This window comes from Pseudoalteromonas sp. H103 (assembly GCF_001469205.1).
In the GTDB taxonomy this organism is placed as follows: domain Bacteria; phylum Pseudomonadota; class Gammaproteobacteria; order Enterobacterales; family Alteromonadaceae; genus Pseudoalteromonas; species Pseudoalteromonas carrageenovora.
Genome location: NZ_LOFG01000001.1, coordinates 575,277 through 590,929 on the forward strand (window position 1 = coordinate 575,277; position 15,653 = coordinate 590,929).

Consider the following 15,653-nt stretch of genomic DNA (forward strand, 5'->3'; position numbering starts at 1 on the left):
GATGTTAAAGCATAGTTTTACTTTTTTGTGTTTACTGATACTTGCAGGGTGTGCGCAAGTACCAGAAAATAAAGTGGATGAACGAGATCCACTACAAAATATTAACCGTCCATTGTACGACTTTAATATGGATGTACTTGATGCCTATATTCTACGTCCTGTCGCTGTAGGGTACGTTGAAGTAACGCCTGTCCCGGTTAGGAATTCAATAGTGAACTTCACTGATAATATTTCTGCACCAGTGGACATGATTAACGCTGGCCTTCAAGGTAAACCAGGCAATGCAAGTGTGAGCCTCGCCCGCTTTTTAGTGAATTCAACTGTAGGTATATTTGGTATATTTGATGTAGCTAGTTCATTAGGTTTGAATCATGTAGATGAAGATTTTGGACAAACGTTAGGTGTGTGGGGCGTAGGAGACGGCGCCTATTTAATGCTGCCTGCAATGGGACCAACAACTGCACGTAACTTAACAGGTGACGTAGTTGATAACTTTGTTTTACCGGAAGTCGCGCTTACTACACCACAAACTATTTTAGTGTTTGTATTAAAAGCTGTAGAAGCTAGAGCGTCACTTATCCCTCAAGAAGGCTTATTAAATGATTCACTTGATCCGTACCTTTTTGTAAAAGATATTTATTTTCAGCGTCAAATTTATGAACTATATGACGGTAACCCGCCGATTAAAGAAGAACCTGAAGACTTTGATGAAGACTTCTTAGAAAGTCTATAAGCGTAATTATGGCTTAAGTGTTTAGCTAACCATAACAAAAATGCCAGCAAATGTGCTGGCATTTTTAGTTTCAAATTACAGGTTATTATTCGTTAACCATTAACTGCATTTGTTCACTTACCCAACCTAGGGCTTCGTGATAGGCGTCGGGTACTTTATCACCAAGGTTAAGCTCTTTAGTAAGCGCATTAGCTGCTTCCCAATTTGCTTGCTCATAATATTTAACAAGATTTAAATATTTAGCTAGTAACCCTTCATCTTCCAATAATGCCGCTTTAATATCGTTAGAAAGGGGAAGTTTTTTCATTACGCTTTCCATGCTTTCATCTAATATGGCGTCCATTAGCGACATCATGCCGGTTAAAAAAGCCATACCGGTATCTTTAAATTGACCATGAGATATTGCAAGTAGCTCACCAAAGCGAGCACGAGTAAGTGATAACCTAATTAGCTCTACAGGTTTATCGGCAGACACCTGTGCGGCAAACAGTAGTGATAATAACTTTTTAATTTCGTTAGCGCCTAAAACAATAAGCGCTTGTTTAATAGTGCTTATCTCTGCGCGTCGGGCGAATGCTGCTGAGTTAGAATAACGAAGTAACTTGTACGATAGGTTTACGTCTCTCTCAAAAACATCTGTAATTTTTTTAAGATCCATATCAACGTTAGAAGTTTCGTATAAAAGCTCAGCTAAGGCCATCTCTGAAGGTGGCAGCGCTTTACTTTGCACCATTTCAGGCTTTGAAAAAAAGAACCCTTGAAAGTAGTCAAAGCCTAGATCTAATGCTTGCTCATATATGTCGTATGTTTCAACTTTTTCGGCAAGTAACTTAATATGTGGATACGGTTTTAAATCGTTAATTATGGTTTTTATTGTATCTACATCGCACGATAAAAAGTCTATTTTAATAATATCTATAAACGGATAGAAATGACGCCAAACTGGCTGATGAATGTAATCATCTAATGCAATCGTATAGCCTTTATCTTTTAAGTCTTTAACAATCGCTAATAAGCGTTTGCCGGGCTGTATGGTTTCAAGTATTTCTACTACAACATCATCTTTACCTAGCATGCTAGGGTAACCTTTTAGCAGGGTTTCTAAGGTAAAGTTAATATAAGCCGGCTTGTTATCGGTTAAATCTTCTAGACCAAAGTTAAATTGGCTACCTTCAATTAATCGAGTTGTTGCTTCATCTCCGTCTATGTTTGGGAATACGTTATCAACGCCATCACGAAATAAAAGCTCATAACCAATGAGTTCTTTTTCTCGATTTAAGATAGGTTGGCGCGCGGCGTAAAAATACATAAACAGTTCCGTTGAAATTATAATTATAAGTATTGTAATAATATATGGCAAAAGATTCAAAATAGCATTACTAATATTAGTGGGATTAAGAAGTTATCATTAATAAATAGAGGTTTTATTTACCTATTTTAATTTGTTTTTGTTATTTTGTTGTAAAAACATGCAATATGAATATTTTTAAATCAAGAAAATGTAACTAGTTGGAGATCTACTTAAAAGGCATGATATAGTCATCGAGAATGGTTTTTACCCCAATAGTGTCTTAACTATAAAACTTTAAGAGTCATTATTCGGATTAAAAGCCTGTTATTTAATTATTGTGCGGAGGCTAATTTGGAAACAGGAATGATTATTTCACTAGCGTTATACTTTATTGTAATGTTAGGTATCGGACTATATGCATATAAACAATCTACAAGTGATGTCTCTGGTTATATGTTAGGTGGACGAAGTCTTTCACCAAGTGTTGCGGCGCTATCAGCTGGTGCGTCAGACATGAGTGGTTGGATTTTAATGGGTCTACCTGGCGCGATGTTTGTTACTGGCTTTAGCAGTACCTGGATTGCTATAGGGCTTGTAATTGGCGCTTGGCTTAACTATCTGTTAGTTGCACCTAGATTGCGTGTATACACAGAAAAAGCTAACGACTCTATCACCATCCCGGATTACTTCTCAAACCGTTTTAACGACAAATCTAACTTGCTACGTGTTGTATCTGCCGTGGTAATTATTGTTTTCTTTACTCTTTATACTTCGTCAGGTGTTGTGGCCGGCGGTAAATTATTTGAAAGTTCATTTGGTTTAAGTTACGAGATGGGCCTCTATATCACAACAGGTGTTGTGGTTTTGTACACTTTATTTGGCGGCTTCTTAGCTGTGAGCTTAACTGACTTTGTGCAAGGTTGTATCATGTTTGTTGCACTTATTTTAGTGCCAACGGTTGCATACTCTTTATTAGAACAACCACTTGAGTCTACCTTACACAGCGTAAATCCAGATATGCTTAACTGGATAGGCGCGGGCTCTGCATTAGGTATTATTTCGGCAATGGCTTGGGGTTTAGGCTACTTTGGTCAGCCACATATTATTGTTCGCTTTATGTCTGTGCGCAGCGTTAAAGATATGCCAACAGCACGCCGTATTGGTATGACGTGGATGATAGTTGCCGCTATCGGAGCTGTAGGCACTGGTTTATTTGGTGCAGCTTATACATACGAAAATAACATTGTGGTTGATGATCCTGAGACAATTTTCTTAATTCTTTCAGAGCTTTTATTCCACCCATTAATTGCTGGCTTTTTACTAGCTGCAATTTTAGCTGCAATTATGAGTACAATTTCTTCACAATTACTGGTTAGTTCAAGCTCTTTAACTGAGGATTTTTACAAAACATTTCTGCGCAAAGAAGCAAGTGATACAGAGCTTGTAACTGTTGGTCGTATTAGTGTTGCAGCTGTTGCTATGTGTGCAATTTACCTTGCATATGACAGGGATAGCTCAATCTTAAGCTTAGTAAGTAACGCGTGGGCGGGCTTTGGTGCTGCATTTGGTCCACTTGTGTTATTTAGCCTGTACTGGAAGCGTATGAACTTTGAAGGTGCGCTAGCGGGTATGTTAGTAGGTGCCGGAACAGTATTGGTTTGGATATATTCTCCATTTACTATTGATGGACAAAGCTTGAGCAGCTACATGTACGAAATTGTACCTGGCTTTATTTTAGCAAGTATTGCGATTGTTGTTAGCTTAGCGACCAAAGAGCCAGAGCAAAACATCACCGCTTTATTTGATGAAGTTGAAAAAGAGCTTTAATAATTAGCTAATTTATTTAGTTTTTTATAAGAAACGAAAGGCCAGAGGTGCAAACTTCTGGCCTTTTTAATATTCAAAATTTGCTAATATCAACCTGCGAAATACTTATACTAATTTACTCAATTAATTCCAATCCACAATAATATTTAGTCAATCTGAAAGATTAAATCTGGCGCTAATTACGTTAAAAATCTCTGATATACGACTGCATGGATGCAGGAAGTAGAATAATTCATGAGCAATTGCCTGGAGCGACTAAATAACACCTTTGCATGCCGACAGCTGCGTTAATTTACTTACAATAGAGCATTGTTGGGTATTAAACTTATTTTCTTTGACTGAAAACGCTTGCTTGAGAGTAATAAATTCAATGGTTGAGTGTTTTAAAATGTTAGTAAATCTCTTCACTAGAGTTTAAGTTGTACAGAGCTTTAAATTTTACTTTATTGTAGTTAAACTGCTGCCTTATTTTTGAGCTATTAAATAAGGGGGGATAGCTTTGCTATTTGCTTTAATAAGCTGTTTATTTATTGCTGTGATGTATTTTGAAGCTATTAAAAAAGGCATGCCAGTAAAACGCTGGTTATTGTTAGGTGGGACCTTAGGACCTGTAGCGTGGTGTCTGTTTAGCCTACATTATCGTAGAACTTTACTGCGCAATATAGGCTTTAGTGCGTGTGTTTGGCGACCTTAATTAACGATTGAAATCGCTTTTTTTTGCTTTGTAATTAAACTAGGCGCTGCTTTGGTTTGTTGTTGTTTTAAAAACTCAGTAAATTCGTCTTTTGATAATGGTTTAGAGTAGTAATAACCTTGAACCGTTTCACAGTTTAGTTTTTTAAGTATTTCTATTTGATCTGCCTGCTCAACACCCTCGGCAACAACATGTAAGTCTAAGTTATGTGCAATGGTGACGATTGAGTCGACCATATTGCGGCCACGCTCAGTTTTCATGTCATCAATAAATGCTTTGTCTACTTTTAAAGTATTAAGCGGAAATTGCTTTAAATACGCTAAAGATGAATAACCCGTGCCAAAGTCATCCATTGCCAAATGAATGCCTCGCGCGCTTAAAGAGCGCATAATAGCTATAGCATCTTTAGGATCATCCATTACAGTGCCTTCGGTTATCTCTAGTTCTAAAAAATAAGAAGGCAGTTCATTTTTTTGTAAAATGACATCAATACGCGAGGTTAAATCAGGTAAGCTAAATTGCTTTGCTGATAAGTTAACAGCCACTCGGCCACTAAATAAGCCATCATCTAGCCACTTTTTTACATCTCGGCAGGCTTTATTTAAAACGACTTCACCAATTTCAATTATTTGCCCGGTTTCTTCGGCTATAGGTATAAATACACCTGGGCTAATAATACCTTTTTTAGGTGTGATAAAGCGCACCAATGCTTCCATACCGGTTAGTTTTCCGGTTCGAATATTCATTTTGGGTTGGTAATACACTTCAAAGTGATCTTCTTTTAAACCAAATCGCATTAAGTTTTCTATTTGTAGGCGCTTAACTGCTTGGCGGTTCATGGTGTCGTTAAAAAATAAGTAGCTATTACCTTTCTTTTTAGCGTGATACATCGCGGTATCGGCATTTTTTAATAAAAGCTCTGGCGTATTGCCATCTTCGGGGAATAACACAATGCCAACACTAGAGGTAATTGCAAGTTCGTGACCAGCCATTTTAAATGGGGTGGCAATAGCTGCTAAAAACTGTTTTGCCATACGGGTGATGACATGTATGTCGTTGGTGTCTGACATAACGAGTGCAAACTCATCCCCACCTAAACGATAAAATACATCGTTTTCGCGTGTTAATTTGTTTAAACGCATTGCTAATTTAGCTAACAAACTGTCACCAAGTTGGTGGCCTAACGAGTCGTTTATTTTTTTAAAGTTATCTAAATCAAACACTAAAAGAGCATGATGAGAATTTAGTTTTACAAGCTTTTGTAGGTCAGTAAAAAATAAGTTTCGGTTAGGGAGACTCGTTGTACGGTCTCGGTTTGATAAATTATGCAGTTGCGACTCAGCTTTTTTTCGCTCAGTTAGATCCGAGTAAACAATTACATAGTTAGTTATTTGGTTTTGATCGTTTTTAATTTCATCTATCGAAATTTCGATTGGCAATAAAACTCGCTCGCTATTACGTAGTTTTACTTCTTGTTGAATGTGTTCGTGCTCTTTAACAATGTCAATAATTTTATCTGTATAGCTTTGCTCATACCCAGATAGACTGAAGTCTTTGCCTAAGTATTGCTCGCGCACGCCACCAAATAAAGTTAAAAAGCTGGGATTTATATCAACTAATTTAAAGTTTTTGTCGTAAATAGCGAGTGCATCAGTGAGCGACTCTACGCATTTAGCAAAAAGGTTTAAGCGCTCTTCAGTCGATTTTAGCTGTGAAATATCGCGTACAGTGCCGGTCATTCTTAGGGGAGATAAATTGGCATCTTTTTCAATTATTTTCCCGCGGTCAAGAACCCAATGCCAGCGACCAAATGTATCTTTAATTCGATAGGTTGCTTCAAAAAAAGCAGATTGCTCAGCAAAATGGACTTTTAATAAATGTTCAACGTTGTTTATGTCGTGAGGGTGTATAAGACCTTTATTTGGCGGAAAGCCCATCAAGGTTGTTGAGTCCATTAAGTATTTGTCGTTAATTCGAATAACTTCGCCTGTTTTAATATTCCAGTCCCAAAGTGTATCACCGCTGCCTTCAACGGTGCTTTTAAGGCGTTTTTCAGAGAGGCGAAGTTGACGGCGTGAACGTCTAAGCTTATAAATAACAAATAACAGGTACGGCAAAGCAAGCGCTATAATAGCGCTTGCTAGTATGAGGATATTGTCTGAGTTGTAATTAAATGAAGACTCAAAAGCAAAAAGCTTAAATGAGTAAGCAAGTACTACAAGCATGCTTAATTTTATTATTGTTGTTTTTATCATTTGTTTTATTACTTCTAATTTACAAATGATAATTTAAAACAAGCCCAACCTAGAGTCAAAGAGATTGCGAGCAAAGGGGCATATTTTGAGATTTATTCACTTTTGCCGAGCTTAATAGCTCATACCTTGGTCTATCTTCATTAAATAATGTAAGCGCATATGCTTTTAAATCTTTTAGAGTCAGTGCATTTAGTGCCTCTAAGAGTCGTTGCTGCATATGAAACTCATGATCTCTATTACCAATAGCTAACCATAAACGCTGTGAACGAAGACGTAGGTTTTTATCTTTTTCGGCAATATGCGTACTTAACCCGTGCTTTTGTTGTTGCCAGTTTTGCTCGTCAAGCGCGTCAATATTTTCAAGGTAATTGTTAATGAAACTATTATGTCGACGCAATAAAGTTTTGGCATCAAATTTAGGTGACTGAATGTAAAACGCCATACCAGCTCGAGTGTTAAAAGGGGCATAACCTGCACCTACTAAATAACCGAGCTGCTGTGTTGTTCGTAGTTCATTAAAGTAATCTTGATTAATTAAGTGATTAAGTGCCATCATCTTTACTTTTTCGGTCACGCTGTCTGTTTGCGCTTGGTAATAAATAACCATTGCGTGGTCGCTGCACGGGAGTTCTAGCTCGTAACGTGTCACTTTTTGAATTTCAAATAGTGGGCGGCGCAAATCTTCAATTATGGTGGCATGCTTTAAGTGATCAGCTACTTTCTTTTGAAATGCAATGGCGTCATTTTGCTGCCAGTTACCATGTAAGAATGACTCTACGTGCAGTGCTTTAAAAAAGTCTGTTCTAAATTCATTAAATTGCTGAAAACATGTGTTTTTTAAAGCCGATGCGAGTTCACTTGGTCTTGGGTTCCATGGCATTATTTTAGCGCCTAAAATACTGAATAGCTCACTCACCGGTTTATTTTGATTACTGTTACGCCAATGTCTTACTAACTGCTTTTTATATTCAGCAAAACGTTTTGCACAAATTTCTACATTAAATAAAGCATCGATTAATTGATCAACAAGCTCTAGTTGGCTAGATGAAAGCCCAGCTGTATGAAGTGTCAACCCGCCTTGATGCGATGTTAAATGGTAACTAAGGCCGGCTAATTCTGCCGGGTAAAACTGCTCACCAACACTATCCATAAATAAATCGGTGAATAGCCGAGTTAGTGCCATGTGTTTTACGTCTTTAACGGCAAAGTCAGAGTCCATGGCTAAATAAAAATGGCCCTTAGCTACGCGAAAGGTGTTGTCTTGTTTAAACCAAAAATCAAAACCAGGTTCTTTAACAAGTAACTCAGGTTTTGTTTGAGGTTTTTCAACATCGTATAGTATGACTTCTTTTGTTAAATAAGGGTTGGCAGTAGGCAGTAGCATTTCGGCCAAAGGCTTATTAATATCGCTCAGCGCGTCAAGCCAGCTTTGCGATACTTGTTCAACTTTGTAAGGAGTATTATACCAAGCCGTTTTGTGCTCTGGCTCTACATCTGGATGTATTAGCACAATACGCATATTATGCGGCGTTAACCATTGCATAGCCATTTCGTGGGTGGCCTTTTTAAAGCCTTCCATTAGGTAATCGCCTTGCACGTAATTGGCTTCGTCATAATGTTGCATGTTAATGCTTAAGTTACTTACCCAATCAATTAAGCGCGATTTTTCTTGGTTATCGAATGCAATTTGTAAAAGGTTTTTTTTGTCTTGGTATAAACGCGGTAGCTTTTCAGTGTTATTATTAATTAGGCAAATGTATTCAAATACCATTTCAATAATGTCTTCAAAGTATTCAATTCCTTCATCAGTTAGGGCTAAACTAATATTAAAATCTTTAAAGTTGCTGCCATTAATACCACCACCAGCAGAAAGCGCATTGATCCAGCCTTGCTCTTTTAAAATTGAATAAAGCGAACCAGCGCCTTCATAGCCCAATAAGTGGGCAATAAAGCTCACTGTTTTATGGCGATAAAAGTCATCAATATTTGGCATAGCAAAACTAACAATAAGCTTTTGCATATGTTTGTGAGGTTCAATGTGTAATACCTTACCTAAATCTTGTTTTCGATAAAGTGGCTCGCTTATTTCGGGCTTTTTAAGCTTTTTATTACCATTGATCGCGGTAAAATAGGTCTGAGTCCAACTCTGTAGCGTGTCCAGTTCTTCATTTGCACATATGACCAATGTCATCCACTGTGCTTGATAATGATTATTAAAAAAGTCACGCAGCTCATCGCTAATACAACGTTCTCGATCTGCTAAGGTTTGCAGGTTACCGACCGAAAATTTAGCAAATGGATGTGCAGGGTTGACTGTTTCTTTATGTGCTTGGTAAATGCGGCGGCCATCATCTTTTATTTTTAGCTTAAACTCGGCCTCAATTGCGTTGCGTTCTTTTTCTGTTTCTGCGGGGTTTAATAAAGGCGCAATAAAAAAGCGGCTAAATTGTGCAAGAGCCTCTTCAAATTCTTGGTTGTTAATATCGAAAAAGTAACAGGTGTGCTCTGTGCCGGTCCACGCATTTGTGTTGCCGCCAGCTTGCGAGACAAAATTATTAAAACTGCCTGAATCAGGATATTGGTCTGTGCCTAAAAAAAGCATATGCTCTAAAAAGTGTGCTAAGCCTTGCCTATCAAGGGGATCGTCAAAATGTCCTGCATTTACTGCCATAGATGCAGCCGCTTTTGTTGAATCTTTATCTTGCACTAATAGTACTTTTAGACCATTGTCCAGTGTAATGGCGCGGTATGCTCTGTTATCATTGCGACTGATATTCAAATGATGCTCCTGAAACTAAACGTTTACTTGTTAACAACAGATGATGGCTTCAGGAAAGCGAAATGCAGCTTAAAGAATTACCTGAATCTCATGAAAGAACTATTTAAGAAATAAATAGGTTTATGTTGTTAATATAGCGGACAAATGGGCAAACTGGCTACTGTTTTATATTCTTTAATCGGTTGATTTTTTATGAAAACAATCCTAATAATGCGCCACGGCGAAGCTGCTCCAATGCAGGCTGATGATGCGGCTAGAAATTTAACCCAAATAGGGCATGACGAAGCCGAAAAAATGGGTATTTGGCTCAATAAAAATTTTCACCCAGATGCGCTATTAGTTAGCCCTTACATTCGCGCACAACAAACGGCAAATGGCGTAGCTAAAAATAATGCTTTTACATTTAGCGAAACAACGCCTGATGTTATTCCACAAGGGAAGCCGCAAGTTGCCGCAGATTATCTCGAAACCCTTATCGCTACACATCCCGAGTGTAATACGTGGCTTGTAGTTTCTCATATGCCAATTGTTAGCTATTTAGTTGACCAGTTGAGCCCAGGCAATATGCCAATTTTTAATACAGGTGCAGTTGCTGTAATTAACTACGATGAGCAAACTCAGCGCAGTAGTTATTTAAGTATTAATGCCCCTGCAAACGTCTAAATAACTGAGTGAAGTAAAAATGACTATTGAACGCCTTCAAACAGGTGCGCGTATGAGCCGCATTGTAAAACATAATGGAACTGTATATTTGTGCGGTCAAGTATGTGCAGATGCGCAAAAAGATATTAAAGAGCAAACACAAACTATGCTCGACAAAGTAGAGCTATTATTAAATGAAGCAGGTAGCTCAAAAGAGCATATGTTAAGTGCGACTATTTACGTAAAAAGCATGGAATATTTTGCCGATATGAACGCTGTTTGGGATGCGTGGGTACCGGAGGGACATGCACCAGCACGAGCATGTGTAGAGGCTAAAATGGCACGCGACGCATTACTAGTTGAGATTTCTGTTGTAGCGGCCTTAAAAGCTTAGCCTAAATGACTAAACCTCCTGTAGTACTTATAACTGGAGCAAGTCGTGGGATAGGTGCTGCAACAGCATTATATTTTGCAGAGCAAGGGTATAGTGTTTGTATAAACTATAAAGCTGACGAAGCAAGTGCACAATTAGTGGCAGAAAAAATAAGGATGTTTGGCGTAAAAGCTGAGATATTTAAAGCTGACGTATCGTATGAGCCTGATGTGTTGGCTTTATTCTTATTTATAGATGAAACCTTTGGCCGCCTCGATGTATTGGTAAACAATGCAGGTATATTAAAAGGTCAAATGACGTTACTAGAAATGGACGCAGAGCGTATAAACCATATTCTGAGTACAAACATAACAAGCGCATTTTTATGTAGTCGAGAAGCGCTAAAAAGAATGTTAAGTGGTGCTAGTATAGTAAATGTATCATCGGGAGCTGCTAAAACAGGTGCGCCTTACGAGTATATAGATTATGCCGCTTCAAAAGGGGCCATAGACACATTAACAATTGGTTTAGCAAAAGAAGTTGCTACGCGTAACATAAGAGTTAATTGCGTTCGCCCAGGGCTGATTTATACAGATATGCACGCAGATGGCGGTGAGCCCAACAGGGTTGATAATTTAAAGCATAAGCTACCGCTTGGTAGAGGTGGTAAGGCAGAGGAAGTTGCTAAAGCAATCTACTTTTTAGCCTCTAGTGATGCTTCATTCACTACGGGAAGTTTTATTGATGTTTCAGGCGGCTTGTAACGCTACAAGAGTATAGCTAGCCAAAAGGTGAAGCTTAGCATACATAATATAGTAGATAGCACTACGGTTCCTGCAAGTGTCGCTTGGTGCTGCTTTAATTGACTCGCAATAAGGTATGCGTTAACCCCAACGGGTGATGCGCTAAGTAGCACAAGTACATTTCTTATTTGTTCATCTAATTGAAAAATATATGTTGCGGCAAAAAATACACCAGCAGGCAAAATAAGTATTTTTAATATGGAAGATACAAGCGCAGGCAGCCAATTTGAGGCAATTTTATAAAATACTAAATTGGCACCTAATACAAATAAAGCACATGGAATAGCTGGTTTTGCCAATAAATCGATGCCCTTGGCTAGATCATCAAACAGCGTTACCCCCGATACATTAATAATTAAACCACAGCCAATACTCAATACAATTGGGTTTAACACCATACTTTTTGCAAAGTTATACCACGAGAAGTCTTTAGCATTTCCCTTTGCGCCAATTAAAAAGGTGAGTGCAAATAATAATGTGCTGTGAAAAGTGATGATCATAAATGCAATCGCTATCATCTCTTTACCAAGCGATGCTATTACAATGGGAATGCCTACCAATACCATATTTGAATAACTACCGGCTAAACCAAATACGCTATGCTGTTGATAGTTTATGACTTTTTTATTTGGGTATGGCTTATTTAAATAAAAACGATCAATTAAAATACCGAGCCCAAATACGCATAATACCGGGATATAAAAACTTAAAAATGCCCCAGAACTAATGCTTTGCTGCAGGTTTATTTGCGACATATTGAGTATTAAAAAAGCAGGTAAACTGACATAAAAAGTAAATTTACTTAGTCCTGCTATGTGTTGCTCGGTAAAAAACTTAACTCGGCAACAGCCATAACCCAGTGCAACTATAAAAATTAGCGGGAATATAATTGAAAAAATATGCACTGGTTTATGTCCTTATTTAGCGTCTAAATTCATCGCTTTGCGGTAAATTAATTAAAATAAGCACCGCGCCTTTACCGCCATATTCTAATGGGGCTTGGTGCATTGCAATTACGTCTGGGTGCTGCACTAAATATTGAGGAATTTTATGCTTTAGTATACCGCCTCCAATACCGTGCACTACACAAGCGCAGTAATAATGGCGCTTTTTACATTCGTGTATTAACCCAGCCAGTTCATCTTTGGCTATTTCTTTATTTAATCCATGTAAATCCAGGGTTAAATCGGGTGCAAAATCACCACGGCGCAACTGCTTTGGTAAAAAGGTATCTTCACCTTCTTTTACGTAATTTACGGTGCCATGGGTGTCAATATCGGGAATATACTCATCTGAAAAATAAAATTCAGATTGTGCCTGCTTTTTTTGCTGGGCAAATTGCTTTGCTTGTGACACCTTAGGCTTTGTATCAAAACGATGAGTATCTTGTTTAAATACCTTAGCGCCTGTGATTGTTTGACGAAATAAGTCTATGTCGTCGTTGCTTAGGGAAGATTGTGATGGTGTGTCTTTTTTCATAACTATTACCTAAACAAAAAAACGTAAAAACGCAGCGCAAAAGGCGGTACAATATCAAATGAAGTGCAATTGTAATTTGCCCAGCCAATATAGGCAATGCAATCGTCTTAAAGATTAAAACAGTCAGTAAGCTAATACAGGTAAAATATATGAGTGATTTACAAATAGAAGAAGCAACACTTGAAGAAGCTGTTGCAGAACTGTCAACTTTACATGACTGGTTACGTTGGACTACAAGCCAATTTGCAAGTAGTGGTATATTTTTTGGACATGGTACCGATAACGCATGGGATGAAGCCGTAAGCTTGTTACTTCCTGCGCTTAGTTTACCTGTGGATGCGCCAAAAGAATTAATGCACGCGCGCTTAACAAGTACAGAAAAAAACCAACTTGCAGGGCTAATAGCTGAGCGTATTAACGATTGTACCCCAGTACCTTATTTAACAAACATAGCATGGTTTGCTGGTATGCCGTTTTATGTTGATGAACGTGTATTGATCCCTCGCTCACCCTTTGCAGAATTAATTGCTAACAGATTTGCACCATGGCTTGAAGAGCCGCAATCGGTAAATAGAATTTTAGATTTATGTACGGGCTCTGCATGTATTGCTATTGCGCTTGCACAAGCATTTGAAGACGCGCAAGTAGATGCAGTAGATATTTCGTATGAAGCACTTGAGGTAGCTGATATAAATATTAGCGATTACATGTTAAGTGAACGCGTATTACCTATTCAATCCGATGTATTTAGCGGCGTACCAGGTCAAAAATATGACCTGATAGTGGCAAACCCACCGTATGTTGATGCCGAAGATATGGCTGATTTACCGCGTGAATTTCATCATGAGCCAGAGCTTGGTTTAGCATCGGGGCACGATGGCCTCGATGTTACTCGCACAATTTTAAGCGAAGCAAGCGAGCATCTAACTGATAACGGTTTGTTATTTGTAGAAGTTGGTAACTCTATGGTACATATGGATGCACTATATCCGGGCGCACCGTTTGAGTGGGTTGAGTTTGAACAAGGTGGGTTAGGTGTTTTTGTAATTAGTAAAGCACAGCTTGACGCGTATTTTGCAAAATAAACTTTAAGGCCGAGCCAAATGTGCTCGGCTACTTTGGTAGTCATTAGGAATGAGGAAAGTTAATGGCAGGTAATAGCATAGGGCAGTTATTTAAAGTGTCCACCTTTGGTGAGAGCCACGGCGTTGCATTAGGCGGCGTAGTTGATGGTACTCCCGCAGGCCTTGAGATCACAGAGGCTGATTTACAAATTGATTTAGATCGCAGAAAGCCAGGGCAAAGCCGTTATACAACGCAGCGCCGTGAGAGCGATCAAATAAAAATTTTAGCAGGCGTTTTTGAAGGTAAAACCACAGGCACTAGTATTGGTTTATTGATTGAAAATACCGATCAACGCTCACAAGATTACGGCAAAATTAAAGACGTATTTCGCCCAGGTCACGGCGATTACACCTATTGGCATAAATACGGCCTGCGAGATTATCGCGGTGGTGGTCGTTCTTCTGCTCGCGAAACGGCAATCCGTGTAGCAGCAGGCGCAATTGCTAAAAAATACTTAAAGCAGTTTCATGGTATTGAAGTTAAAGCATGCTTAAGTCAGCTTGGCCCAATAAAAGCCGAAAGTTACGATTGGGATGAAGTTGAAAACAACTTATTCTTTTTCCCTGACGCAAGCAAACTAGAAGCACTTGACGAGTACATGCGTGACCTAAAAAAACAAGGTGACTCTGTAGGCGCTAAAGTTAAGGTAGTGGCGAGCAATGTACCTGTAGGGTTAGGCGAACCTGTATTTGACCGATTAGATGCTGAAATTGCGCATTCACTAATGAGCATTAACGCCGTTAAAGGCGTTGAAATTGGTGATGGCTTTGATGTAGTAGAGCAAAAAGGCTCAGAGCATCGCGATGAGTTAACCCCAGAAGGTTTTACATCAAACCATGCGGGTGGTGTTTTAGCGGGTATTTCTACAGGGCAAGATATTATTGCCTCTATTGCGCTTAAACCAACATCAAGTATTACTATTCCAGGTAAGAGCATTAATACAAGCAACGAAGCGGTTGAGATGATCACCAAAGGTCGTCATGACCCGTGTGTTGGTATTCGTGCAATCCCTATTGCTGAGGCAATGATGGCTATTACATTAATGGACCATTTACTGCGTCAACGCGGACAAAACCCGCATGTAAACCACGAGCATGGGCCGATAAACGGCTCTGTTTAACCGTTTATAATTACAAAGAAGCGCGGACTACCGCGTTTTTTTGTGCCTGTAATTTGCTTAAAAGTCTTTCAGGAGTTGTTCAAGTAAGCCCTATATACTGTAAAAAAGGAGAGGAGTAATCATGAACGATAATATTAATGAACATTCACAGCTAAAAACTCAAGCTGCAATAGCCCGATTAGAGCGCTTTAGTAAATTAACCGATAGCAGCATTGGCATCCCTTTTACTAAATTTAACATAGGGCTAGAGGCGGTGATTGGCTTAATACCCGTAATAGGGGATGCTGCAGGACTTATTTTATCAAGCTATGTGCTAATAGAAGCGCAGCGCTTAGGCGTGAGTAAACGTATAAAGAGTAAAATGATTATTAATATGCTCATTGATTTTATAGGTGGCTTAGTGCCATTTTTTGGCGATATATTTGATGCATTTTTTAAAGCCAATACCCGTAACACGCGGCTTTTAAAAAAATACTTGAATAGCCAGTTAGCTAACTGATACTAAACATATTTTTTAGTAATTTAAGTTTTA

Annotated in this window: 13 protein-coding genes; 8 read left to right on the forward strand and 5 right to left on the reverse strand. The window is 38.6% G+C overall.

What is annotated here, in order from left to right:
- Position 1: 1 nt before the first annotated feature.
- Complete coding sequence (locus tag ATS74_RS02585; RefSeq protein WP_058547373.1) at positions 2-733, forward strand: MlaA family lipoprotein; 732 nt, start codon at positions 2-4, stop codon at positions 731-733.
- Positions 734-818: 85 nt separating this feature from the next.
- Here the strand turns inward: ATS74_RS02585 and ATS74_RS02590 are convergent, their stop codons facing one another.
- On the reverse strand, positions 819-2,042 hold the full coding sequence (locus ATS74_RS02590; protein WP_058547374.1) for an EAL and HDOD domain-containing protein: 1,224 nt from the start codon (positions 2,040-2,042) through the stop codon (positions 819-821).
- A 333-nt stretch (positions 2,043-2,375) separates the two neighbouring features.
- On the opposite strand from ATS74_RS02590, the gene putP reads away from it, so the two are divergent.
- Complete coding sequence (gene putP, locus ATS74_RS02595) at positions 2,376-3,851, forward strand: sodium/proline symporter PutP (RefSeq protein ID WP_058547375.1); 1,476 nt, start codon at positions 2,376-2,378, stop codon at positions 3,849-3,851.
- 690 nt (positions 3,852-4,541) lie between these two features.
- Here the strand turns inward: putP and ATS74_RS02605 are convergent.
- Complete coding sequence (locus ATS74_RS02605) at positions 4,542-6,800, reverse strand: sensor domain-containing protein (protein WP_058547377.1); 2,259 nt, start codon at positions 6,798-6,800, stop codon at positions 4,542-4,544.
- A gap of 55 nt (positions 6,801-6,855) precedes the next feature.
- Entirely contained in the window at positions 6,856-9,579 is a 2,724-nt protein-coding gene (locus ATS74_RS02610; RefSeq protein ID WP_058547378.1) for an insulinase family protein, read from the reverse strand.
- A gap of 192 nt (positions 9,580-9,771) precedes the next feature.
- Here ATS74_RS02610 and sixA point away from each other — a divergent pair, with 192 nt between their 5' ends.
- From sixA to ATS74_RS02625, 3 genes are read left to right on the forward strand one after another with little or no spacing between them, the layout of a single operon-like run.
- Positions 9,772-10,242 (forward strand): phosphohistidine phosphatase SixA, encoded by a 471-nt coding sequence (gene sixA / locus ATS74_RS02615; RefSeq protein WP_058547379.1) that lies wholly within the window; start codon positions 9,772-9,774, stop codon positions 10,240-10,242.
- 19 nt (positions 10,243-10,261) lie between these two features.
- The gene (locus ATS74_RS02620) at positions 10,262-10,615 is read left to right on the forward strand and encodes a RidA family protein (protein WP_058547380.1); all 354 of its coding nucleotides are present in this window, start codon (positions 10,262-10,264) and stop codon (positions 10,613-10,615) included.
- Between the two features lie 5 nt (positions 10,616-10,620).
- Positions 10,621-11,358, forward strand: coding sequence for an SDR family oxidoreductase (locus ATS74_RS02625; RefSeq protein ID WP_058547381.1), 738 nt, complete (start codon positions 10,621-10,623; stop codon positions 11,356-11,358).
- Positions 11,359-11,360: 2 nt separating this feature from the next.
- On the opposite strand, the gene ATS74_RS02630 is transcribed toward ATS74_RS02625, so the two are convergent.
- The gene (locus ATS74_RS02630; RefSeq protein ID WP_058547382.1) at positions 11,361-12,302 is read right to left on the reverse strand and encodes an AEC family transporter; all 942 of its coding nucleotides are present in this window, start codon (positions 12,300-12,302) and stop codon (positions 11,361-11,363) included.
- Positions 12,303-12,318: 16 nt separating this feature from the next.
- Positions 12,319-12,876: an endonuclease SmrB gene (smrB, locus tag ATS74_RS02635; RefSeq protein WP_058547383.1), complete on the reverse strand. Its 558-nt coding sequence runs from the start codon at positions 12,874-12,876 to the stop codon at positions 12,319-12,321.
- A gap of 149 nt (positions 12,877-13,025) precedes the next feature.
- Here smrB and prmB point away from each other — a divergent pair, with 149 nt between their 5' ends.
- The 3 genes from prmB to ATS74_RS02650 all read left to right on the forward strand — a co-directional run bounded on the left by prmB (position 13,026) and on the right by ATS74_RS02650 (position 15,620).
- Complete coding sequence (gene prmB / locus ATS74_RS02640) at positions 13,026-13,961, forward strand: 50S ribosomal protein L3 N(5)-glutamine methyltransferase (RefSeq protein ID WP_058547384.1); 936 nt, start codon at positions 13,026-13,028, stop codon at positions 13,959-13,961.
- 62 nt (positions 13,962-14,023) lie between these two features.
- Positions 14,024-15,121 carry a chorismate synthase gene (gene aroC, locus ATS74_RS02645; RefSeq protein WP_058547385.1) on the forward strand — a complete coding sequence of 366 codons (1,098 nt, stop codon included), beginning with the start codon at positions 14,024-14,026 and terminating at the stop codon, positions 15,119-15,121.
- Positions 15,122-15,242: 121 nt separating this feature from the next.
- Positions 15,243-15,620: a DUF4112 domain-containing protein gene (locus ATS74_RS02650; protein ID WP_058547386.1), complete on the forward strand. Its 378-nt coding sequence runs from the start codon at positions 15,243-15,245 to the stop codon at positions 15,618-15,620.
- Positions 15,621-15,653 lie beyond the last annotated feature (33 nt).

Bases quoted from the DNA above. Each gene is read 5' to 3' on its own strand.
- ATS74_RS02590 (WP_058547374.1), bottom strand. From the start codon at position 2,042: ATGTATTTTTACGCCGCGCGCCAACCTATCTTAAATCGAGAAAAAGAA.
- ATS74_RS02605 (WP_058547377.1), bottom strand. From the start codon at position 6,800: ATGATAAAAACAACAATAATAAAATTAAGCATGCTTGTAGTACTTGCT.
- smrB (WP_058547383.1), bottom strand. From the start codon at position 12,876: ATGAAAAAAGACACACCATCACAATCTTCCCTAAGCAACGACGACATA.
- sixA (WP_058547379.1), top strand. From the start codon at position 9,772: ATGAAAACAATCCTAATAATGCGCCACGGCGAAGCTGCTCCAATGCAG.
- ATS74_RS02585 (WP_058547373.1), top strand. From the start codon at position 2: ATGTTAAAGCATAGTTTTACTTTTTTGTGTTTACTGATACTTGCAGGG.
- ATS74_RS02620 (WP_058547380.1), top strand. From the start codon at position 10,262: ATGACTATTGAACGCCTTCAAACAGGTGCGCGTATGAGCCGCATTGTA.
- ATS74_RS02650 (WP_058547386.1), top strand. From the start codon at position 15,243: ATGAACGATAATATTAATGAACATTCACAGCTAAAAACTCAAGCTGCA.
- aroC (WP_058547385.1), top strand. From the start codon at position 14,024: ATGGCAGGTAATAGCATAGGGCAGTTATTTAAAGTGTCCACCTTTGGT.
- prmB (WP_058547384.1), top strand. From the start codon at position 13,026: ATGAGTGATTTACAAATAGAAGAAGCAACACTTGAAGAAGCTGTTGCA.
- ATS74_RS02625 (WP_058547381.1), top strand. From the start codon at position 10,621: ATGACTAAACCTCCTGTAGTACTTATAACTGGAGCAAGTCGTGGGATA.